The sequence below is a fragment of the Mitsuaria sp. MSU3D genome (genome assembly GCF_056867975.1).
The window spans coordinates 439,145-457,859 of record NZ_CP200314.1 but is presented as its reverse complement, the minus strand read 5'-3'; the positions used below and the strand labels follow the sequence as shown (position 1 = coordinate 457,859).

Annotated in this window: 21 protein-coding genes; 4 read left to right on the top strand and 17 right to left on the bottom strand. The window is 68.1% G+C overall.

The features are described 5' to 3' along the window. Positions 1–20: 20 nt before the first annotated feature. Positions 21–2,111 (bottom strand): alpha/beta hydrolase family protein, encoded by a 2,091-nt coding sequence (locus AC1VNM_RS02175; RefSeq protein WP_483105713.1) that lies wholly within the window; start codon positions 2,109–2,111, stop codon positions 21–23. Positions 2,112–2,393: 282 nt separating this feature from the next. Here AC1VNM_RS02175 and AC1VNM_RS02170 point away from each other — a divergent pair, with 282 nt between their 5' ends. Beyond that, complete coding sequence (locus tag AC1VNM_RS02170; RefSeq protein WP_483105712.1) at positions 2,394–2,867, top strand: hypothetical protein; 474 nt, start codon at positions 2,394–2,396, stop codon at positions 2,865–2,867. Positions 2,868–2,904: 37 nt separating this feature from the next. On the opposite strand, the gene AC1VNM_RS02165 is transcribed toward AC1VNM_RS02170, so the two are convergent. The 3 genes from AC1VNM_RS02165 to AC1VNM_RS02155 form a co-directional block, all read right to left on the bottom strand. Continuing rightward, complete coding sequence (locus AC1VNM_RS02165; protein WP_483105711.1) at positions 2,905–3,747, bottom strand: tripartite tricarboxylate transporter substrate binding protein; 843 nt, start codon at positions 3,745–3,747, stop codon at positions 2,905–2,907. Positions 3,748–3,934: 187 nt separating this feature from the next. After that, positions 3,935–4,708: a class II aldolase/adducin family protein gene (locus AC1VNM_RS02160; RefSeq protein WP_483105710.1), complete on the bottom strand. Its 774-nt coding sequence runs from the start codon at positions 4,706–4,708 to the stop codon at positions 3,935–3,937. 85 nt (positions 4,709–4,793) lie between these two features. Next, positions 4,794–5,039 (bottom strand): hypothetical protein, encoded by a 246-nt coding sequence (locus AC1VNM_RS02155; protein ID WP_483105709.1) that lies wholly within the window; start codon positions 5,037–5,039, stop codon positions 4,794–4,796. Between AC1VNM_RS02155 and AC1VNM_RS02150 the strand changes: the two genes are divergently transcribed. The 3 genes from AC1VNM_RS02150 to AC1VNM_RS02140 all read left to right on the top strand — a co-directional run bounded on the left by AC1VNM_RS02150 (position 5,032) and on the right by AC1VNM_RS02140 (position 6,089). After that, entirely contained in the window at positions 5,032–5,181 is a 150-nt protein-coding gene (locus AC1VNM_RS02150; protein ID WP_483105708.1) for a hypothetical protein, read from the top strand. The two genes, AC1VNM_RS02155 and AC1VNM_RS02150, sit on opposite strands and share 8 nt — an antisense overlap. Positions 5,182–5,287: 106 nt before the next feature. After that, positions 5,288–5,485 carry a hypothetical protein gene (locus AC1VNM_RS02145; protein WP_377156185.1) on the top strand — a complete coding sequence of 66 codons (198 nt, stop codon included), beginning with the start codon at positions 5,288–5,290 and terminating at the stop codon, positions 5,483–5,485. A gap of 64 nt (positions 5,486–5,549) precedes the next feature. Continuing rightward, entirely contained in the window at positions 5,550–6,089 is a 540-nt protein-coding gene (locus AC1VNM_RS02140) for a hypothetical protein (RefSeq protein ID WP_483105707.1), read from the top strand. A 134-nt stretch (positions 6,090–6,223) separates the two neighbouring features. Here the strand turns inward: AC1VNM_RS02140 and AC1VNM_RS02135 are convergent, their stop codons facing one another. The 13 genes from AC1VNM_RS02135 to AC1VNM_RS02075 form a co-directional block, all read right to left on the bottom strand. Then, complete coding sequence (locus AC1VNM_RS02135; RefSeq protein ID WP_483105706.1) at positions 6,224–7,048, bottom strand: nucleotidyl transferase AbiEii/AbiGii toxin family protein; 825 nt, start codon at positions 7,046–7,048, stop codon at positions 6,224–6,226. Positions 7,049–7,092: 44 nt separating this feature from the next. Further along, the gene (locus AC1VNM_RS02130; protein ID WP_431102529.1) at positions 7,093–7,911 is read right to left on the bottom strand and encodes a type IV toxin-antitoxin system AbiEi family antitoxin domain-containing protein; all 819 of its coding nucleotides are present in this window, start codon (positions 7,909–7,911) and stop codon (positions 7,093–7,095) included. Positions 7,912–8,013: 102 nt separating this feature from the next. Next, positions 8,014–9,207: an acyl-CoA dehydrogenase gene (locus AC1VNM_RS02125; RefSeq protein ID WP_377156193.1), complete on the bottom strand. Its 1,194-nt coding sequence runs from the start codon at positions 9,205–9,207 to the stop codon at positions 8,014–8,016. Positions 9,208–9,288: 81 nt separating this feature from the next. Further along, the gene (locus AC1VNM_RS02120; protein ID WP_483105705.1) at positions 9,289–9,741 is read right to left on the bottom strand and encodes a RidA family protein; all 453 of its coding nucleotides are present in this window, start codon (positions 9,739–9,741) and stop codon (positions 9,289–9,291) included. Positions 9,742–9,754: 13 nt separating this feature from the next. Beyond that, positions 9,755–10,198, bottom strand: coding sequence for an acyl-CoA thioesterase (locus tag AC1VNM_RS02115; RefSeq protein WP_377156195.1), 444 nt, complete (start codon positions 10,196–10,198; stop codon positions 9,755–9,757). 33 nt (positions 10,199–10,231) lie between these two features. Beyond that, on the bottom strand, positions 10,232–10,945 hold the full coding sequence (locus AC1VNM_RS02110) for an ABC transporter ATP-binding protein (protein WP_483105704.1): 714 nt from the start codon (positions 10,943–10,945) through the stop codon (positions 10,232–10,234). Next, positions 10,942–11,760 (bottom strand): ABC transporter ATP-binding protein, encoded by an 819-nt coding sequence (locus tag AC1VNM_RS02105; RefSeq protein ID WP_483105703.1) that lies wholly within the window; start codon positions 11,758–11,760, stop codon positions 10,942–10,944. The genes AC1VNM_RS02110 and AC1VNM_RS02105 overlap by 4 nt, the downstream gene beginning before the upstream one ends. Continuing rightward, positions 11,753–12,802 (bottom strand): branched-chain amino acid ABC transporter permease, encoded by a 1,050-nt coding sequence (locus AC1VNM_RS02100; RefSeq protein WP_483105702.1) that lies wholly within the window; start codon positions 12,800–12,802, stop codon positions 11,753–11,755. The genes AC1VNM_RS02105 and AC1VNM_RS02100 overlap by 8 nt, the downstream gene beginning before the upstream one ends. A gap of 4 nt (positions 12,803–12,806) precedes the next feature. After that, the gene (locus AC1VNM_RS02095) at positions 12,807–13,727 is read right to left on the bottom strand and encodes a branched-chain amino acid ABC transporter permease (protein ID WP_431102524.1); all 921 of its coding nucleotides are present in this window, start codon (positions 13,725–13,727) and stop codon (positions 12,807–12,809) included. 37 nt (positions 13,728–13,764) lie between these two features. Further along, complete coding sequence (locus tag AC1VNM_RS02090) at positions 13,765–14,988, bottom strand: ABC transporter substrate-binding protein (protein WP_483105701.1); 1,224 nt, start codon at positions 14,986–14,988, stop codon at positions 13,765–13,767. A gap of 46 nt (positions 14,989–15,034) precedes the next feature. Beyond that, positions 15,035–16,693, bottom strand: a complete 1,659-nt coding sequence (locus AC1VNM_RS02085; protein WP_483105700.1) for a benzoate-CoA ligase family protein — start codon at positions 16,691–16,693, stop codon at positions 15,035–15,037. 10 nt (positions 16,694–16,703) lie between these two features. Beyond that, positions 16,704–17,855 carry an acyl-CoA dehydrogenase family protein gene (locus tag AC1VNM_RS02080; RefSeq protein WP_483105699.1) on the bottom strand — a complete coding sequence of 384 codons (1,152 nt, stop codon included), beginning with the start codon at positions 17,853–17,855 and terminating at the stop codon, positions 16,704–16,706. 8 nt (positions 17,856–17,863) lie between these two features. Continuing rightward, positions 17,864–18,703: an enoyl-CoA hydratase family protein gene (locus AC1VNM_RS02075; RefSeq protein ID WP_377156208.1), complete on the bottom strand. Its 840-nt coding sequence runs from the start codon at positions 18,701–18,703 to the stop codon at positions 17,864–17,866. Positions 18,704–18,715: the final 12 nt, after the last annotated feature.

Sequence of the window (18,715 nt, the reverse complement as noted above, 5' to 3'; positions counted from 1 at the left end):
GCGGGCGCGGGCGCGGCGGCTTACTGCCCGCCTGGTTGGGTGCCTTGCCCGTCCTTCAGGTGCTTGGCGAGGAAGACCTCGACGCGCTTGGCGAAGTCGACCCTGTTGTCGAGGTTGGTGAAGCTGTGGCCCTCGCCGCGATAGGCGATCCATTCGGCCGGATGTCCGGCCTTCGTCAGCGCGTCGCGCATGCGTTCGCCGTGCTCCAGGGGGACGCGACGATCGCGCTCGCCGTGGGCCAGCAGCAGCGGCGCACGGATGCGCTCGGCCTGCAGCAGCGGGGAGTTGGCCTTGAGCATGTCGGCGTCCTTGGCCGGGTCACCGATCTCGACCGGGGCCAGATAGCTGCGATACACGCTGCCGGCGTCGTCGTCGACCCAGCGATCGCCCTTGAGGATCAGCATCAGGTCGGTCGGCGCCGCCGCGGCGACGCCGCAGCGGTACAGGGCTCCGTCCTTGGCCAGGCCCATCAGCGTGCTGTAGCCGCCATAGCTGATGCCCATGATGCAGGCGCGATCGGTCGCGAGCTTCTGCCCCTGGGCCCAACGCAATGCGTCCGCGACGTCGTCCTGCATGGCCTGACCCCACTGCTTGTAGCCCGAGCGGAAGTGCGTGTCGCCGTAGCCCTTGCTGCCACGGAATTCGGGCTCGATGACCAGGTAGCCGCGCGAGGCGAGGAACTGCGCCCAGCCGTTCCATTCCCAGGTGCGCCCGCGCATGAACGGACCGCCGTGGACCAGCACCACGGCCGGCGCCGGCTTGCCGGGTGCGACGCCGCGCGGCAAGGTCAGCCACACCGGCAGATCGACGCCGTCGCGGGCCTTGATGCGGTGCAGCTCCTGTCCCGCCATGGCGCGCGGATCGACGTCCGGACGCTGGCGGCCGACCGGCTGCCAGCGGTCCGCCTCCGGCGCGGAGGCGCGGTAGATCCAGTATTCGCCGGGCTCGCGATCGGAGAAATTGCGCACCAGCGCGACCATGTCGGGCTTGCCGCAACGCCGGCACTGGATCTCGTTGATGCCTTCAGTGAAACGGGCGTCGACCTGCTTCTGGAAGTCGCGCATCGCCGGATCGAACCAGGCGGTCGACAGGCCATCGGTCTGATAGCGCACGCCGACGGTGCGCCCCGCATCGAGGATCACGCCCACCTCGTCGTACTCCGCGACGCCGCCCAGGGCGTCGAAACCGGGCGTGGCGAGCAGCGCGCGTGGCTCGGGCTGCTTCTTCTCGAAGTCGAAACGGGTCAGCACCTGATAGCCCTGCGGGCCCTCGAGGCGTGTCACGAACAGTCGACCGCCGTCGTCCACCGATCGGGGCACGAAGGGCAAGCCCTGCTGATCTCCGCGGGTCATTTCCGTCCAGGTCTTTTCGCCCGGCGCCCGCCAGTGCGCGACGACGACATTCTCCTGTTCCGTGACGACGACGCGGGCCTCGCCATGGCTGTCGAAGAGGAAGCTCGTCGCGCCGCGAGGTTCGTCGTAGGTGGCGGGCAGCGCGCGTCCGGTGTCGACGTTGAGCCAGAACGGCGTGTACGCGCTGGCGTTGTTGGACCGGTTGAGTCCGTACTTGCCGACCAGCACGCGGTTGCCGGGCTCGCCCGGATGGGGGTACGGCACGCTGAGCAGGACATGGTTGAAGGTCAGCGCGCCGCCGAAGGCCTTGCGCTCGCCTTCGCTGTCGCTGTCGCGCTGGACGATCTGGCGCACGCCGGAGCCGTCGGCCGCGACCGAGAAGAGCCCTTGGGCTTGGTAGTGGGTCCCGGAGGCGATGCGCCGATCGGTCGCGGAGAAGACCAGCTTGTCGTCGTTGACCCAGTAGAAGTCGCCGACGTCGTCATTGCTGAACTGGACGACGCGACGGGCCTCGATCTTGGCGCCCAGTTCGAACACGTAGAGACCGACCCGCAGTCCGGGGCCGCCCGGCGCCGCGACGGCCAGGCGCTTGCCGCTCGGCGAGAGCTTGGCCTCATTGAGCTCGGCGTTCTTGAAGAACACCTCCGGCGGCACGGAGGCCGGCACGGGCGCCGGCTGCGCATGGGCGACGCCCTGCAGGCCGGCCAGCGCAAGGGCGAGCGACAGCGCGCAGCGGCGCGCGACGGAGATCGGTGTCATCGGGAACTCCCTGTTGCGCCGCGCCGCGCAGGCGACCGGCGATGGTCTTTTCTTGGCGGGGGATGCTAGCCGCGTCGCGAGGGGCGATGTCTGGGGGATGTCCCGGAGCTCGGCAACTATCCAGTCCTCCCAGCTCTGCTCACTGCACGGACTGGTGATGTCCCTCAACGCCCAGCCGCTGGTCCGATCGAAGGCGGCAGCGGCAACGGCACCAGCCGCGTAGATACTCGGCGCCTGCGGCCGACAGCGCCGCGAGCCAGCTGCACAAAGCGAAATCCACCGATGTCCATTGAACTGCGCCACCCGATGAGCTCGCTCGTGATCGGCACGATCAGCGCGGCGTTCTTCTTCTGGCTCGCCGCCGTGTCCTTCATGACCGGCACGCACCCCGCGGCCACGTTCGGCACCGCACTCTGCTTCGGCGTGCTCGGGCTGATGGCGCTGCCCATGGTCGCGGACTACTTCTTCGCCCGCCATCGTCTGTCCGACGAGGCCATCGACTACGGTCGCCGCTTCGGCGGCCGCGGCACGATGCGCTGGGCCGACGTGCGACTCGTCCGCTTCTCGCCGACGATGAAATGGTTCGTGCTCGAGGACCCGTCCGGACTCAAGGCGAGGGTGTCGGCCAGCCTCGCCGGGCTGCCGGAGTTCGCCAGACTCGTGCTCGCGCACGTGCCGCCCGAGGCGGTCGACAAGAAGACGCACAAGCTGCTCGTCGATGCCAGCCTCGGCAGGCGGCCCCGCGTGTGGCTCTGAGCGAGGCAAGACCTGACGCTCGGGGGAGCGCGCGAGATCAATCCGCGGTGATCCCCCGCTCCTTCACCAGCTTCGCCCATTGCGGCAGTTCCTTCTCCAGCCGCGCGCGCGCCTGCGCCGGCGTCGACGGCGTGGCCTCGAAACCTTCCTTCGCCATCCGGTCCTTGACCGCCTGGGCGGTGAGCACCGCGTGCAGCGACGCGTTCAGCTTGTCGATCACGGGCCGGGGCGTGCCTGCCGGCGCGAAGACCATGAACCAGGTCTCGAAGGAATAACCCGGGACGCCGGCCTCCGCGATCGTCGGCACGTCCGGCATCAGCGGCGAGCGTTTCGGTCCGGTCACGCCCAGCGCGCGCAGCTTGCCCGACTGCACGTGGCCCTGCGCCGCCGACAGCACCGGGAAGGACATCTCGACCTGCCCGCCGATCGTGTCGCTCAACGCGGGACCGCCGCCGCGATACGGGATGTGGACGATGCTCACGCCCGCGACCGCCTTGAACAGCTCCGCCGACATGTGGAAGGTGCTGCCCGTGCCGGCCGACGCGTAGGAGAGCTTGCCGGGCCGGCTCTTCGCCAGCGCGATCAGCTCCTTGACCGACTTCGCCGGCACCTGTTCGTTGACGACGAGCACGTGCTGCGAGCTCGCGACCATGCCGATCGGCGCCAGGTCCTTGAGCGTGTCGTAGGGCATCTTCGGCGTCAGCGCCGGATTGATCGCGAGCGAGACCGTCTGCAGGCCGATGGTGTAGCCGTCGCCGGCGGACTTCGCGACCTCGGCCACGCCGACGTTGCCGCCCGCGCCGGCCTTGTTCTCGACCACCAGCGGTTTGCCGAGCGCCTTGCCCCATTCGTCCGAGATCAGCCGCGCGACGCGAATCATCTTGTCTCCTGTGAAGCCCCGGTCGTGCGCCGGAGTCGGCCCATGCTAGGCCGGAGACGGCTGTCCGGCATGTCGATCCGGATCATTCACTCGTTCCCGCAGGGAATGGATCGCCCGCGCTGCGCTCCGCGCTCCGCCCGACCGGTCGCGTGCTGTGATCAAGCCGTGAGCGTTCCCGGGCCCGTGCTCAGACGTCGAAGCCGGGACACTGCCTTCTCGCCTGCCGCAGCAGCGTCGGCCACACGAAGGCCCCGCCCAGGCCGCCGGTCTGCACGCGCATCGACTCGGCGGTCCCGCGGATGATCGCTTCGGGGACGGGCGTCAGCTCGACGCCGCCGGCCTGCGCCGCGATCTGGATCTGGCAGGCGCTCTCGAAGGTGTACATCGACAGGAAGGCATCGCCGATCGTCTTGCCGACGGTCAGCAGCCCGTGGTTGCGCAGGCAGTAGAAGATCTTGTCGCCGAGGTCGTTCTGCAGTCGCGGCCGCTCGTCGGCGTGGATCGAGACGCCCTCGTAGTCGTGGTACGCGAGCGAGGCCAGCACGAAGGTCGATTGCTGCGAGATCGGCAGCACCCCGCCCTTCTGCGCCGACACCGCCACGCCGGCGCGCGTGTGCGTGTGCAGCACGCAGCCGATGTCGTGCCGCGCCGCGTGGATGGCGGAATGGATGATGAAGCCGGCCTGGTTCACCGGGAACGGCGTCTCCTGCAGCTTGTTGCCCGACGCATCGACCTTGATCAGGCTGGAGGCGGTGATCTCGTCGAACATCAGCCCGTAGGGATTGATCAGGAACTCATGCGCGTCACCGGGCAGGCGCGCGCTGATGTGCGTGAAGATGAGGTCGCTCCAGCCGTAGCGCGCGACGAGCCGGTAGCACGCGGCGAGGTCCACGCGCAGTTGCCATTCGGCGTCGCTGACCTGGCCCTTGAGCGAGGGAATGCGGGCGGTGATGTCGTCCATGATCGTCTCCTGATCGCGCCGGACCATCGAACGGGGCCGGTCAGCGGGGGATCGTGCTACCGGAGCTTCGGTATCGCTGTCGCATTCACGACAGAGCGGCGGTCGCCTCGTCGTGCTTGCTCAGGCAATTCATGAAGCGGTTCTCTTGACCCTCCAGCCACCGCCCGAGGGCATTGTTTGCGGCCTTCTGGATGTCATCGCGGCTGGGCATCAGCGCGTGCACTTCAGGCGATGGCTCACGGTCGCGCCCGCGAGCCATCAACCGCTGACTCGCGCGCCTGATGGTGTGCACGGTGATGGACTTGCGAGCGGCCGATGACTTCATGTTCATGATGCGATTTGCCGGGCACGAGATCGATTCCGGCATCATCGGATCAGATGGCGTCACACTCAATGACATCAATGAGCTAGCGAATCTGAGTTCTATTCAGGCGACAACCTTCTTCGCAGAATGGACCGCGATGTTGCCCTGAAGCGGGCACCCAAGACGCCTCAGATCGGCGTCATGGCGCGCGTTCACCTGCAATGTCGCAGGTAGCCACAGGCCGAGTGCTTTCGGCCAATCGAGAGAAAGAATCAATGACTGATGTCGATGGTTTGGTCGAGTTGACCGATGACGAGATTGATCAGGTTGCTGGCGGCTTCTGGAAGAGCCTCGTGGCCTCCGCAGCCTGGGACGCCATCAAGGGGTTCGGCTCCTGGGTAGGCGAGAAGGCTCCCGGTGGCGCAGACGACGGGACCTGGGAGCAGATTGGCCGCTCGCAGATGACTGCATAAGGTGACGACGCGCCAGCGCGGTCGTCGATCGCTCGCTGGCGCGTCCCGCACTTCTCGACAACTCATGAGCCTGAATCCAATGAGTGCCGAACAGAATGCGCGACCGCTCCGCCCACTCGATTCGCGGCGCTTTACTCTGGACGTCACGGGACCGCTATTCATCTATTGCTTGAAGGTCTTGGTCCTCTCGCTGCTGGCGGCGACAGGACTGCAGGGACTCGCGACCATCGTCGCGCAAGCGACCGGCTTGCCAGCGCCGCCCATGCCGAACATGGCGATCCAGTTCATCGACTGGGTCGGCGCGGTGCTTCTGTCACCACTCATGGAGTCGCTACTCCTCTGGGCCGTCGGATCAGTGGCCCGTAGCATCACGCGGGCGGTATGGGCGCTCAGCATGGTGATCGGCCTGATCGCAGGCGCTGCCCACGGTGCGCTTCACTCCATGTGGTTCTTCGGCCCCGCCGCATCGTTCGCTGTCTTCGCATGGGCGTGGCTGCGATGGAGAGACGCCGGGCGCTCGCATCACTTCCTGATCCTTCTTGTCCCACACATGCTTCAGAACATCGTCGCGATGTCTCTGCAGGCCCTCGTCGAGCGCTTCTGACCGGCATCGTCACGATTCGCCCGGAGACCTCGATGGGAAGGAACCTCCAACGATTTTCACCCGCCCAATCCATATGCAGAACGATGCAAAACTGCGGTGTTCTGCATATGACTTGGGCAAAGTGGTCCGAGCAGCTACACGCCTTCGAGCAGGCGCGGAAACTTGCGGACGCGAAACTCGTCCAGCACGTCGGAGGTCCGCTTCCATGCATCGCCAGGGAGATGGACGATCACCTTGCGCCAGACGTTCTCAAACGCAGCGATCGCATCCACCTCCTCGAATCGCATGCCCGCCGGCAGCAGTGGCCCGATGTCGTCGGTCAGACTGGCGATCAGCTTCTTGAGCATGCGCTCTTCGGCATGGGCTCGAGTGATCGTTGTTCCTTCCAGGCCGAGGTAATGGTCGAAGCCCATGATGACCATGCGCGCGTCGAGATCGAGAGACTCCAGACCGTGATGCAGATCGAAGAGGTCGCGATTCTTCCGGCGCTGGAGCAGCGCGCGCAACTTCGTCCCGAAGAGCTCCTCCGGCGCGAAGGTGGTGATGTCGCATGCGCCGCTGTACCAGCCGTTTCGCACGTCGAAAGGCATCTCGCGCAGCCCCATCAGATTCGCGTGCTCCCGGGTGTTCATCTCGACCTTGAGAAGCATGCGCTCCGCGGGCGCCAATTCCGGATTGAACTTGTAGACGAGGTGCATCGAGTGCGCGGCCACCTTTCGCGACGGCACGCCGAGCCACGCCAACGCCTCCCGGATGGCGTCAATGGTGCTGCCAATCGGCTCCGGCCGCGTCTGCACCAGATCAATGTCCTCCGAGTAGCGCAGCGGCTCGGGGAACAGCAGCTTGTTGATGGCGGTACCGCCACGAAAAGCGATCCGGCCCTTCAGGGCCGGCGAGTTGAACAGGTCACACAGCGCGCGGCAGATGATGAGGTCTTGTTCAACCTGTCGTTCATCCACCCAAGGGGCAGTCTGCGCCCAGGCTTCCAGGTACTTCCGAGTAATCAAAGATCGATCTCCACCTCCTGGTTCAACAGGAGTTTCCATTTGGCGTTCTTCTCGAAGTCTTCTGCCAACGAAGGGATCACGGGCTTGGCCACCGGATCCAGCAACACCGTTGTCTTCGCGCCAGCGGCGAAAGGCTCCAGAGCCCTCGCCTGCTTGTCGTGATGAAAGTGCTCGAAAAGAAAACCGAGTCTTCGCACACACGGCGTCTCGTAATGGGAGGCCAACTGCGCCAAGCGCCCTGATCTGGCCTTGTCGCCGAACGTCATCACCAGCTGCGCGACGCCGTTGATGCCGCCCGCCTTCTCTGAATAGCGAGCCGCATCGAGGAGCGTCAATTCGACCCCCGCCGCTTTCGCAAAGCCAGCCCGCGTCTTGATCGTTGTCAGAAAATCAGCTTGATTCACCGCAAAAAAATCTTCCGCCCCCTGCGTCAGGAACTGGATCCTGCTGCGCCCGATCTCGAAGCTGCGAAGTTGCCTTGGGACGATCACCTGGAAGACCATCGCGGCCTGGTGCGAAGAGCCATGGAGCGCGGCGGCCCGATACAGCGACACGCGATAGTCCAGGTCCAGGTAGGCCATGAGCGGACCGATCCACTGGGCCGGATCAGGAATGCCATAAGCCCGGTCCTCGGGCCGCATGACGACATAGAAGCCCTTGTGGACGTTGACGATCCGTCCGCGCTTTCCCAAGCGCACAAGGGCTGCATCGAGCCCCGCCTTCGTCAAACCCAACGCCTGCTCCGCTTCTTCCCGCGAAAACGTCGCCTCCCCGACGGTGAGGCGCTGATCCACGAAAAGGTCGAGTGCAGACATGCCCAAACCATATGCAGAAACTTGCAGATTTGCAAGTTTCTGCATACAACTTGGGAACGAAAAAGGGCGCCGCAGCGCCCTTCCTTCCGGGGAAACCCAGCCTCAGAACGCCGCGATCCCCGTCTGCGCGCGCCCCAGGATCAGCGCGTGGATGTCGTGCGTGCCCTCGTAGGTGTTGACCACCTCCAGGTTGACCAGGTGTCTGGCGATCCCGAACTCGTCGCTGATGCCGTTGCCGCCCAGCATGTCCCGCGCCGTGCGCGCAATGTCCAGCGACTTGCCGCAGCTGTTGCGCTTCATGATGGACGTGATCTCCACCGCCGCCGTGCCCTCGTCCTTCATGCGGCCCAGCCGCAGGCAGCCCTGCAGGCCCAGCGTGATCTCGGTCTGCATGTCGGCCAGCTTCTTCTGCACCAGCTGGTTGGCCGCCAGCGGCTTGCCGAATTGCTGGCGGTCCATCGTGTACTGCCGCGCCGTGTGCCAGCAGAATTCCGCCGCGCCCAGCGCGCCCCACGCGATGCCGTAACGCGCGCTGTTCAGGCAGGTGAACGGGCCCTTCAGTCCGCGCACGTCGGGGAAGGCGTTCTCCTCCGGGCAGAAGACCTCGTCCATCACGATCTCGCCGGTGATCGACGCCCTCAGGCCCACCTTGCCGTGGATCGCTGGCGCGCTCAGGCCCTTCCAACCCTTCTCCAGCACGAAGCCGCGGATCTGGCCGCCGTCGTCCTTGGCCCAGACGACGAACACGTCGGCGATCGGGCTGTTGGTGATCCACATCTTGCTGCCGCTCAGCGAATAGCCGCCGTCGACCTTGCGCGCCCGCGTCACCATCGAGCCCGGGTCCGAGCCGTGATTCGGCTCCGTCAGGCCGAAGCAGCCGATCCATTCGCCGCTGGCCAGCTTGGGCAGGTACTTGCGCTTGGTCGCCTCATTGCCGAATTCATTGATCGGTACCATCACCAGCGAGCTCTGCACGCTCATCATCGAGCGGTAGCCGCTGTCCACGCGCTCCACCTCGCGCGCGATCAGGCCGTAGCAGACGTAGTTCAGGCCGGCACCGCCGTATTCCTCGGGGATCGTCGGGCCGAGCAGGCCCAGCTCGCCCATCTCGCGGAAGATCGCCGCGTCGGTCTTCTCGTGCCGGAAGGCCTCCAGCACGCGCGGCGCCAGCCGGTCCTGGCAGTAGGCCGCCGCGGCGTCGCGCACGGCGCGTTCGTCGTCGGTCAGCTGCTGTTCCAGCAGCAGCGGATCGTCCCAGTGGAATGCGGCCTTCGCGGCCTTGGATGCGTGGCTCATGTGTCTCTTCCGTTCGTGAATGCGTGGAGGCCGGCGGTGCGCTGGCCGGAGGCCGTCGTTCGCGGCGGGTCGATGTCGATCCTAGTCCCGCGCCGGCACCACCGCTGTCACCTCGATTTCAACCTTCGCACGGTCCTCGATCAGACCCGCGACCTGGACGGCGGTCATCGCGATGCCGTACTCGCTGCCCAGCACCTCGCGGTAGGCCTGCCCGACCTCGCGGCCCCGGGCGACGTACTCGCGCTTGTCGAGCAAATACCAGGTCATCCGCACGATGTGCCGCGGCTCCGCGCCGGCTTCGGCCAGCACCGCCTTGATGTTGACCAGCGCCTGGCGGCACTGGTCGATGAAGTCGTCGCTCTCGAACTGGCAGTGGCCGTTCCAGCCGATCTGCCCGGCCACGCTGACCACCGTGCCGGTCGCGGCCACGCCGTTCGCGTAACCGCGCGGCGGCGCCCAGCCCGCGGGCTGCAGCACGCGCTTGGCGGCGCCTGTCTTTTCGTTGTCGTTGTTGTTGTCGTTGTTGTTGCTCATCGTCGTGACTCCTCTACTGCTCTGACGATTGATGGGATTGCTGCTGCTGGACCGCCCGCACCAGCGCGGCGCGGACGTCCTCGGGGAAAGGTTGCGACTGGTGCGTCTCGAGCGAGGTGCACACCAGCACCTGCCCGAAGCTGACGCGCGGACCGTCCGCGCCGTCGAAGCTCACGCGCAACGACAGCGAGCTGCGCCCGACGCGCTCGATCCACAGCCGCTGCGTCAGCCGCTCGCCCTGGCGGCTGATGCGCTCGAAATTGGTCTGCAGCTGCACCGTCGGCAGGCCGACGCGGCGCGGGCCGAGCAGCTCCGCGTACGGCACGACCAGCCCCTCGTTGAACCAGTCCTCGACGAAGGCGTTCAGCATCTCGAAGTAGCGCGGGAAGAACACGATCCCCGCCGGGTCGCAATGCCCGAAGCGGATCAGCACCTCGCGCTCGAAAGCAGCCGTCATGTCGTCCTCCTCGTCATGTCGTTCGGTCTCGGCTCACACACCCAGGTGCCGGTGCCACAGCCCCTGATCGGTCGCCAGCGCCGCGGAGTCGCCACGCCACACGACCTGACCCCGTTCCAGGATGCTGTGCCGGTCCGCCAGCCTGATCAGCCGCTTGACGTACTTGTCGACCACCAGGATCGTCTGCCCAGCCTGCCGGAGCGTGTCCAGGCAGCGCCAGATGTCCTCGCGGATCAATGGGGCGAGGCCTTCGGTGGCCTCGTCCAGCACCAGCAGCCGCGGATTGGTCACCAGCGCGCGGCCGATGGCGAGCATCTGCTGCTCGCCGCCCGACAGCTGCTGGCCCATGTTGCTCTCGCGCTCCTTCAGCCGCGGGAAGAGCGCGAAGACGCGCTCGACGGTCCAGGGCTCCGTCGCGCGGCAACGGTTGGCCTCGAAGGCCCGCAGGTGCTCCAGCACGCTGAGGTTGGGGAAGATCTGCCGGCCTTCAGGCACGATCGCCAGCCCCAGGCGCGCGATGCGGTCGGCGCGCCAGCCGGTGACGTCCTCGCCCGCGAAGCGGATGCGGCCGCCGTTCGGCGCCAGCCAGCCGGTCAGGCAGCGCAGCGTCGTGCTCTTGCCCATGCCGTTGCGGCCCAGCAGCGTCGCGACCTCGCCCGGGGCGATGCGCAGGTCCAGGCCGAACAGCACCTGGCTGTCGCCGTAGCCGGCGCGCAGGCCTTCGATCTCGAGCAGCGCGTCGCTCATGGCGCCACCTCCGCGTCCGCCTCGTCGCCGAGGTAGGCCAGCTTCACCGCCGCATCGTTGCGGATCTCGTCCGGCGAGCCGGTCGCGATGACGCGCCCGCTCACCAGCACCGAGACCCGATCGGCGAGCTTGAACACCGCGTCCATGTCGTGCTCGACCAGCAGCAGGGTCAGGTGTTGCGCCTTCAGCGCGGACAGCAACTCGACCATCCGCGCCGATTCGTCCGGGCCCATGCCGGCCATCGGCTCATCGAGCAGCAACAACCGCGGCCGCGCGGCCAGCGCCAGTGCCAGTTCCAGCTGACGCTGCTCGCCATGCGCCAGGCTGCCCGCGACGCGGTCGGCCATCGCCGCGAGACCGACCAGCGTCAGCATCGCCTCGGCGTCGGCATAGGCGGCCTCGTCCGCGCGCGCCGCGCGCCACCACGGTGGTGCCGACGGCCGCCGCGCGAGCACCGCCAGCACGACGTTGTCCAGCACGGTGAAGCGGCGGTAGATGCTGGTGATCTGGAACGAACGCACCAGGCCCTCGCGCACGCGGCGCGGCATCGGCAGCGCGGTCACGTCCTCGCCGTCGAAGAAGATGCCGCCGCCGTCGGGCGCCAGCGCGCCGGAGATCTGGTGGATCAGCGTGGTCTTGCCCGCGCCGTTCGGACCGATCAGCGCGTGGGTCTCGCCGGCGCGGACGTCGAAGCTGGCCTCGTCCGTCGCCGTCAGCGCGCCGAAACGCTTCACCAGCCGATGGACCTGGAGCAGCGAGAGCTCCGGCAGCGGCGATGAAGACGATGACAAGGGCGCCGTCGTGGTGTCACGCATGCGCGGCTCCCTTGGACTTCGACGGCGCCGTCGAGGACGTCGCCTGCTTCACGCCGAAGCGATCGAAGATCCCCGCCAGTCCACGCGGCGCGAAGAGCACCACGATGAGCAGGATCGCGCCGAGCGCAAACTGCCAGTGGATGGTCACGCCGGACAGCAGTTCCTCGAGCAGCAGGAACACCGCCGCGCCGATCGGTCCGCCCCACAGCGCGCCAGCGCCGCCGAGGATCACCATCACCATCAGTTGTCCCGACTGCGACCAGTGCATCAGGTGCGGCGAGACCAGTCCGTTGAGATTCGCGAGCAGCGCGCCAGCGAGCCCCGCGATCGCACCCGCGACGACGAAGGCCGACCACTGCACCGCGAAGACGCGACCGCCGGTCGCGGTGACGCGGGTCTCGTTCTCGCGCGCGGCCTGCAGCAGCCAGCCCAGCGGCGAATTGACCAGCCGCCGCAGTCCCGCGAAGACCAGCGCGAACAGCCCCAGCGCGACCCAGTAAAAGGACGCGTCGTCGGCGAGGTTGACCGGCAGACCGTTCAGCGCGGACCGCGCCGGCACCGGCAGGCCGTCGTCGCCACCGTAAGCCTTCAGCGAGACGGCCAGGTAATGGAACATCTGCGCGAAGGCCAGCGTGATCATGATGAAGTAGACGCCGCGCGTGCGCAGGCTGATGGCGCCGATGAGCGCCGCCGCCGCACCGGACAGGCCCATCGCCGCCGGCCAGGCGATCCAGGCCGAGGTCACGCCCGCGTCCGCCAGCACGCCCACCGTGTAGGCGCCGATCCCGACGAAGGCCGCATGGCCGAAGCTCACCAGGCCGCCGAAGCCGAGGATCAGGTTCAGGCTCGCCGCCGCGATCGCGAAGATCAGCACGCGGGTCGCGACCACCGTGTAGAACTCCAGGCCCAGCGCCTGCAGCAGCGGCGGAAGCGCCGCGAGCGCGACGAACAGCGCCCAGATCCAGGCACCGCCGGCGCGGTGGTGCAGCAGCGTGCGCCGGGGACGCAACGGGCCGGTGGGGCGGGTGATCGGATCGGTCATCGGATCAGCCTCTCGCGGGGAACAGGCCGCGCGGTTTCCAGAACAGCACCGCCGCCATCAGCACGTAGATGAGGATGGCCGCGAGCGACGGGCCCAGCGTGGACGCCACCTCCGGCGACGCGACCTGCCGCAGCACCGCCGGCAGCAGCGTGCGCGAGCCGGTGTCCACCAGCCCCACCAGCAGCGCGCCGACCAGCGCGCCGCGGATCGAGCCGATGCCACCGATGACGATGACGACGAAGGCCAGGATGAGGATGCTTTCGCCCATGCCGACCTGCACCGCCAGCAGCGGCCCCAGCAGCGATCCGGCCAGCGCGCACAGCGCCGCGCCGATGCCGAAGACCGCCGTGAACAGCCGGTCCGCGGGCACGCCCATCGCCGTGGTCATCGCGCGGTTGGACGCGCCGGCGCGCACCCACATGCCCCAGCGCGTGCGTGTCACCAGCAGGTAGAGCCCGACGGCGACCGCCAGCCCCACGCCGATGATCAGCAGCCGGTAGGCCGGGTACATCAGGCCGGGCAGCAACTCGACGGGGCCGGACAACGCCGCCGGCGTGTTGAGCAGCAGCGGCTGCTCGCCCCAGATCATGCGCACGCCCTCGTTGAGCATCAGGATCAGCGCGAAGGTCGCCAGCACCTGGCTGAGGTGATCGCGCTGGTAGAGCCGGCGCAGCAGCGTCACTTCCAGCAGCATGCCGAACAGCGCCGTGCCCGCGACCGCGGCCAGGACCGCCACCCCGAAGGACGCGCCCGCCGCGATCGCCGCGGCGGCCAGGTAGGCGCCGACCATGTACAGCGAGCCATGCGCCAGGTTGATCAGGTCCATGATGCCGAAGACCAGCGTCAGGCCGGCCGCCAGCAGGAACAGCATCAGCCCGAACTGCAGGCCGTTGAGGGCCTGCTCGGCGATCAGGATCGCGTCCATCTCGGTGGGCTCCCGCTCGTCACTTCAGTCACCTCAGTCACTTCATCTTGCACTGCGGCGCATAGGCGTCCGCGTGCTGCTCGAAGATCTTGCCCAGCGTCCGGTTGGTCACGCGGCCCTGCGGGTCCTTGGTGATCACGCGCAGGTAGTAGTCCTGCACCGGATACTGGTTGTGGTTGAAGCGGAAGGGGCCGCGGACCGACTCGAACTTCGCCGCCTTCAGCGCCTTCAGCAGCGCGGGCTTGTCCTCGATCTTCCCCTTCACGTCGCGCACCGCCGCGCCGATCAGCTGCGCCGCGTCGTAACCCTGGCTCGCGTACAGCGAGGGCAGCCGGCCGTAGGCCTTGACGAAGTCCGCGACGAAGCGCTTGTTGGCCGGGTTGTCCAGGTCATGCGCCCAGTGCGAGCTGTTGAACATGCCCAGCATCGGCTCGCCGACGGCCTTGATCACGTCCTCGTCCGCGGAGAAGCCCGGCCCGAACAGCGTGATGTCCTTGGACAGCCCGGCGCCGACGAACTGCTTGATGAAGTTGATGCCCATGCCGCCGGGCAGGAAGATGTACATCGCGTCGGGCTTGGCCGCGCGCGCCTGCGCCAGCTCCGCCGAGTAGTCGAGCTGGCCGAGCTTGGTGTAGATCTCGTCGGCGACCGCGCCCTTGTAGTAGCGCCGGAAACCCGCCACCGCGTCCTTGCCCGCCGGGTAGTTGGGCGCGAGCACGACGACCTTCTTGAAGCCCTTGTCCATCACCGTCTTGCCGATGGCCTCGTGCAGGTTGTCGTTCTGCCAGGCGACGTTGAAGAAGTAGGGGTTGCACTGCTCGCCCGCGTACTGCGACGGGCCGGCGTTGGCGCTGACGTAGGGCACCTGCGCGGCAAAGACGCTCGGGCCGACCGCCAGCATCACGTTGGAGAACACGATGCCGGTCATGATGTCGACCTTGTCGCGCTTGAGCAGCCGCTCGGCGGACTGCTTGGCGACCTCGGGGTTCTGCTGGTCGTCGGCGGTGACGGTCTCCACCGTCAGGCCGCCGAGCTTGCCGCCGTTGTGCTGCACCGCGAGCGCGAAGCCGTCGCGGATGTCGACGCCCAGGCCGGCGCCCGCGCCGGACAAGGTGCTCAGCATGCCGACCTTGAGCTTGTCGGCCGCTTGCGCGGCGGGGACGGTCATGGCCAGCGCGGTGAACGCGACGAGCGCCGCGGACGCGGTGCGGGCGACGGTCGGGGCGGGCAGGAACGCGGGGGACTTCGACGGCTTCTTCATCGGCTTCTCCGGGGAGGAAAGGGGACGGTCGGTCGGAAGACTGCGGTTACTGCTCACGCAGGCGGAAGCGCTGCAGCTTGCCCGTTTCGGTGCGGGGCAGACTGGCGCGGAACTCTATCGCACGGGGGTACTTGTACGGGGCGATCGTGGCCTTGACGAAGTCCTGCATGGCCTTGATCAGCGCGGCTTCGTCGGTCCCGCCGAGCGAGCCCGGCTTGAGCACCACGAAAGCCTTCACGACCTGGCCGCGCTCGTCGTCGGGCACGCCGACCACCGCGCATTCGGCGACCGCCGGATGCGCGAGCAGCGCGGACTCGACCTCGGGGCCGGCGATGTTGTAGCCACCGGAGATGATCATGTCGTCGGTCCGCGCCTGGTAGACGAAGTAGCCGTCGGCGTCGATGAGGTAGGCGTCGCCGGTGAGGTTCCAGCCGCGCTGCACGTACTTGAGCTGCCGGTCGTCCGCCAGGTAGCGGCAGCCGGTCGGGCCCTGCACCGCGAGCTTGCCGACGCTGCCCTGCGGCACATCGTTGCCCTCGTCGTCGACGACGCGGGCGCGATAGCCCGGCACCGGCTTGCCGGTCGCGCCGGGGCGTGCCGTCTCCTCGGTGTGCGAAACGAAGATGTGCAGCATCTCGGTCGCGCCGATGCCGTCGATCATCTCGATGTCCGTCGTGTCCTTCCACAGCTGACGCGTCGCGGCGGGCAGCGCCTCGCCGGCGCTGACGCACTTGCGCAGCGAGGACAGGTCGTGCGCCCGGACCGCGCCGGTGCCTGCCGCGGCGATCGCCGCGGCCATCGCGCGATAGGACGTCGGCGCGGTGAAGCACACCGTCGCACGGTACCGGGCGATGGCCGGCAGCAGGGCATCGGGCGAGGCCTTCTCCAGCAGCACCGCCGTCGCGCCGACGCTCAGCGGGAACAGCAGGAGGCCGCCGAGGCCGAAGGTGAAGGCCAGCGGCGGGCTGCCGATGAAGACGTCGTCGGCCTGGGCGCGCAGGCAGTGCACCGGCCAGCACCGGCAGATCGCGAGCACGTCGCGGTGGAAGTGCATCGTGCCCTTGGGCTGTCCCGTCGTGCCGGAGGTGAACGCGATCAGCGCGCAGTCGTCGGAGGCGGTGTCGACGTTCTCGAAGCTGGCCGACTGGTGCTCGACCAGCGCTTCCAGCCCGTCCGGCGCATCGCTGCGGAACAGGCACACCCGCGCCAGCACGGGACACTGCGCGCGCGCGGTCTCCAGTTCGTCGGCCAGCGCCGCGTCGCACAACGCATGCGAGACACGGGCCTTGTCGATGACCTGGCCCAGTTCCTTGGCCCGCAGCAGCGGCATCGTCGCCACCGCGATCGCGCCGGCCTTCATCACCGCGAACCAGCACGCGGCCATCTGCGGCGTGTTGGCGCCGCGCAGCAGCACGCGGTTGCCGGGCACCACGCCCAGCTCGTTCACCAGCACGTTGGCGATGCGGTTGGCATGCGCCTGCAGCTCGGCGTAGGTCCAGCGGATCTCGCCGCCGCGACCGTCGCCGCCGATCACGCACGTCCGACCGCCCTGCCCTTCGGCCACCCAGCGGTCCAGCAGATCCCACGAGCAATTCATCCGCTCCGGAAACTGCAGCTCCGGCAAATCGAAGACCAGCGCCGGCCACTGGTCCTGCGGCGGCAGGTGGTCGCGAGCAAAGGTGTCCTGGTGGGCGGTGCGGTGCATGAGCGCGTCCTTATCCGTTCTTCAACAGGTCTCGTCCGATGATCAGTTGCTGGACCTCGCTGGCCCCTTCGTAGATGCGCAGCGCGCGGATCTCGCGGTACAGGGACTCGACGATCTCGCCGCGCCGCACGCCGCGGCCGCCGTGCAGCTGCACCGCCGCGTCGATGACGCGCTGCGCGCCTTCGGTGGCCATCAGCTTGGCCATCGCCGCCTCGCGCGTGATCGTGCGGCCCTGGTCGCGCTCCCATGCGGCGCGGTAGACCAGCAGCGCGCTGCTGTCGACGGTGCAGGCCATGTCGGCCAGCTTGGCCTGCGTCAGCGGCAGGTCGGCCAGCGTGGCGCCGAACATGGCGCGCTCCTTGGCCTGGTTCAGCCCTTCCTCGAGCGCCCGCCGCGCGAAGCCCAGCGAGGCCGCGGCGACCGAGGTGCGGAACACGTCCAGCGTGCGCATCGCCACCTTGAAGCCCTCGCCCGGCGCGCCGACCATGGCGGTCTTCGGCACGCGGCAGCCGGTGAAGCGCAGGCGCGCCAGCGGATGCGGCGCGATCACGTCGATGCGCTCGGCGATCTCGAAGCCCGGCGTGCCGGCGTCGACGATGAACGCGCTGATGCCGCGTGATCCGGGCGCTTCGCCCGTGCGTGCGAACACGACGTAGAAGTCCGCGATCCCGCCGTTGGAGATCCAGGTCTTCTCGCCGTCGATGACGTAGTGCTCGCCGTCCTCGCGCGCCGCGCATTGCATCGCGGCGACGTCCGATCCGGCCTCCGGCTCGGAGAGCGCGAACGCCGCCAGCGCCTCGCCACGCGCGACGCGCGGCAGATAGGCCTCGCGCTGCGCCGGTGTGCCCATCAACGAGATCGCGCCCGATCCCAGTCCCTGCATCGCGAACGCGAAGTCCGCGAGGCCGTCGTACCGCGCCAGCGTCTCGCGCAGCAGGCAGATGGCGCGCGTGTCGATCACCTCGCCCTCGCCCGCCACCGCGTGCCGCAGCCAGCCGCCGGCGCCGAGCGCCTTCACCAGCGATCTGCAGCTCGTGTCGACGTCGTCGTGATCGACCGCGCCATGCGCCAGGTTGCGCGCGCACCAACCGTCCAGCTCGCTGGCGAGCGCGCGGTGCCTGTCCTCGAAGAACGGCCAGTCCAGATGCTTCTGATGATTCATGGCCGTCCTCAATCGCCCTTGAACTCGGGCCGCTGCTTCGCGACGAACGCGTGGTACGCGCGGTGGAAGTCCTGCGTCATCATGCAGATTGCCTGCGCCTGGGCCTCGGCCTCGATGGCCTCGTCGACGCCCATCGTCCACTCCTGGTGCAGCATCCGCTTGGTCATCGCATGCGCGAAGTTCGGACCGGCGGCGATCTCCGCGGCCCAGGCCACGGCCTGAGCCTCCAGCGCGTCCGGCTCGGCGATGCGGTTGAGGAACCCCCACTGGTGCGCCTCTTCGCCGCCCAGGCTGCGGCCCGTGTAGAGCAGGTCCGACGCGCGCCCCTGACCGACGATGCGCGGCAGCAGCGCGCAGGCGCCCATGTCGCAGCCGGCCAGGCCGACGCGGGTGAACAGGAAGGCGGTCTTGCTGCGCGCCGTGCCGACGCGCAGGTCCGAGGCCATCGCCATGATCGCGCCCGCGCCGGCGCAGACGCCGTCGATCGCGGCGACCACCGGCTGCGGGCAGGCGCGCATCGCCTTGACCAGGTCACCCGTCATGCGCGTGAACGCCAGCAGGTCCGGCATCGCCATCTTCGTCAGCGGGCCGATGATCTCGTGCACGTCGCCGCCGGAGCAGAAGTTGCCGCCCGCGCCCTGCACGACGATCGCGTTCACCTCGTCCACGTAGGCCAGCGTGCGGAACAGGTCGCGCAGCTCGGCATAGGACTCGAAGGTCAGCGGGTTCTTGCGCTCGGGGCGGTTCAGCGTGATGACGCCGACGGCGCCTTCCTGGCGCCATGCGAAGTGTTGGGGCTCGAAGCCCTTCAGGCTGCGCGTGTTGCCGCTGATGAGATGGCTGTCCATCGATGGGTACTC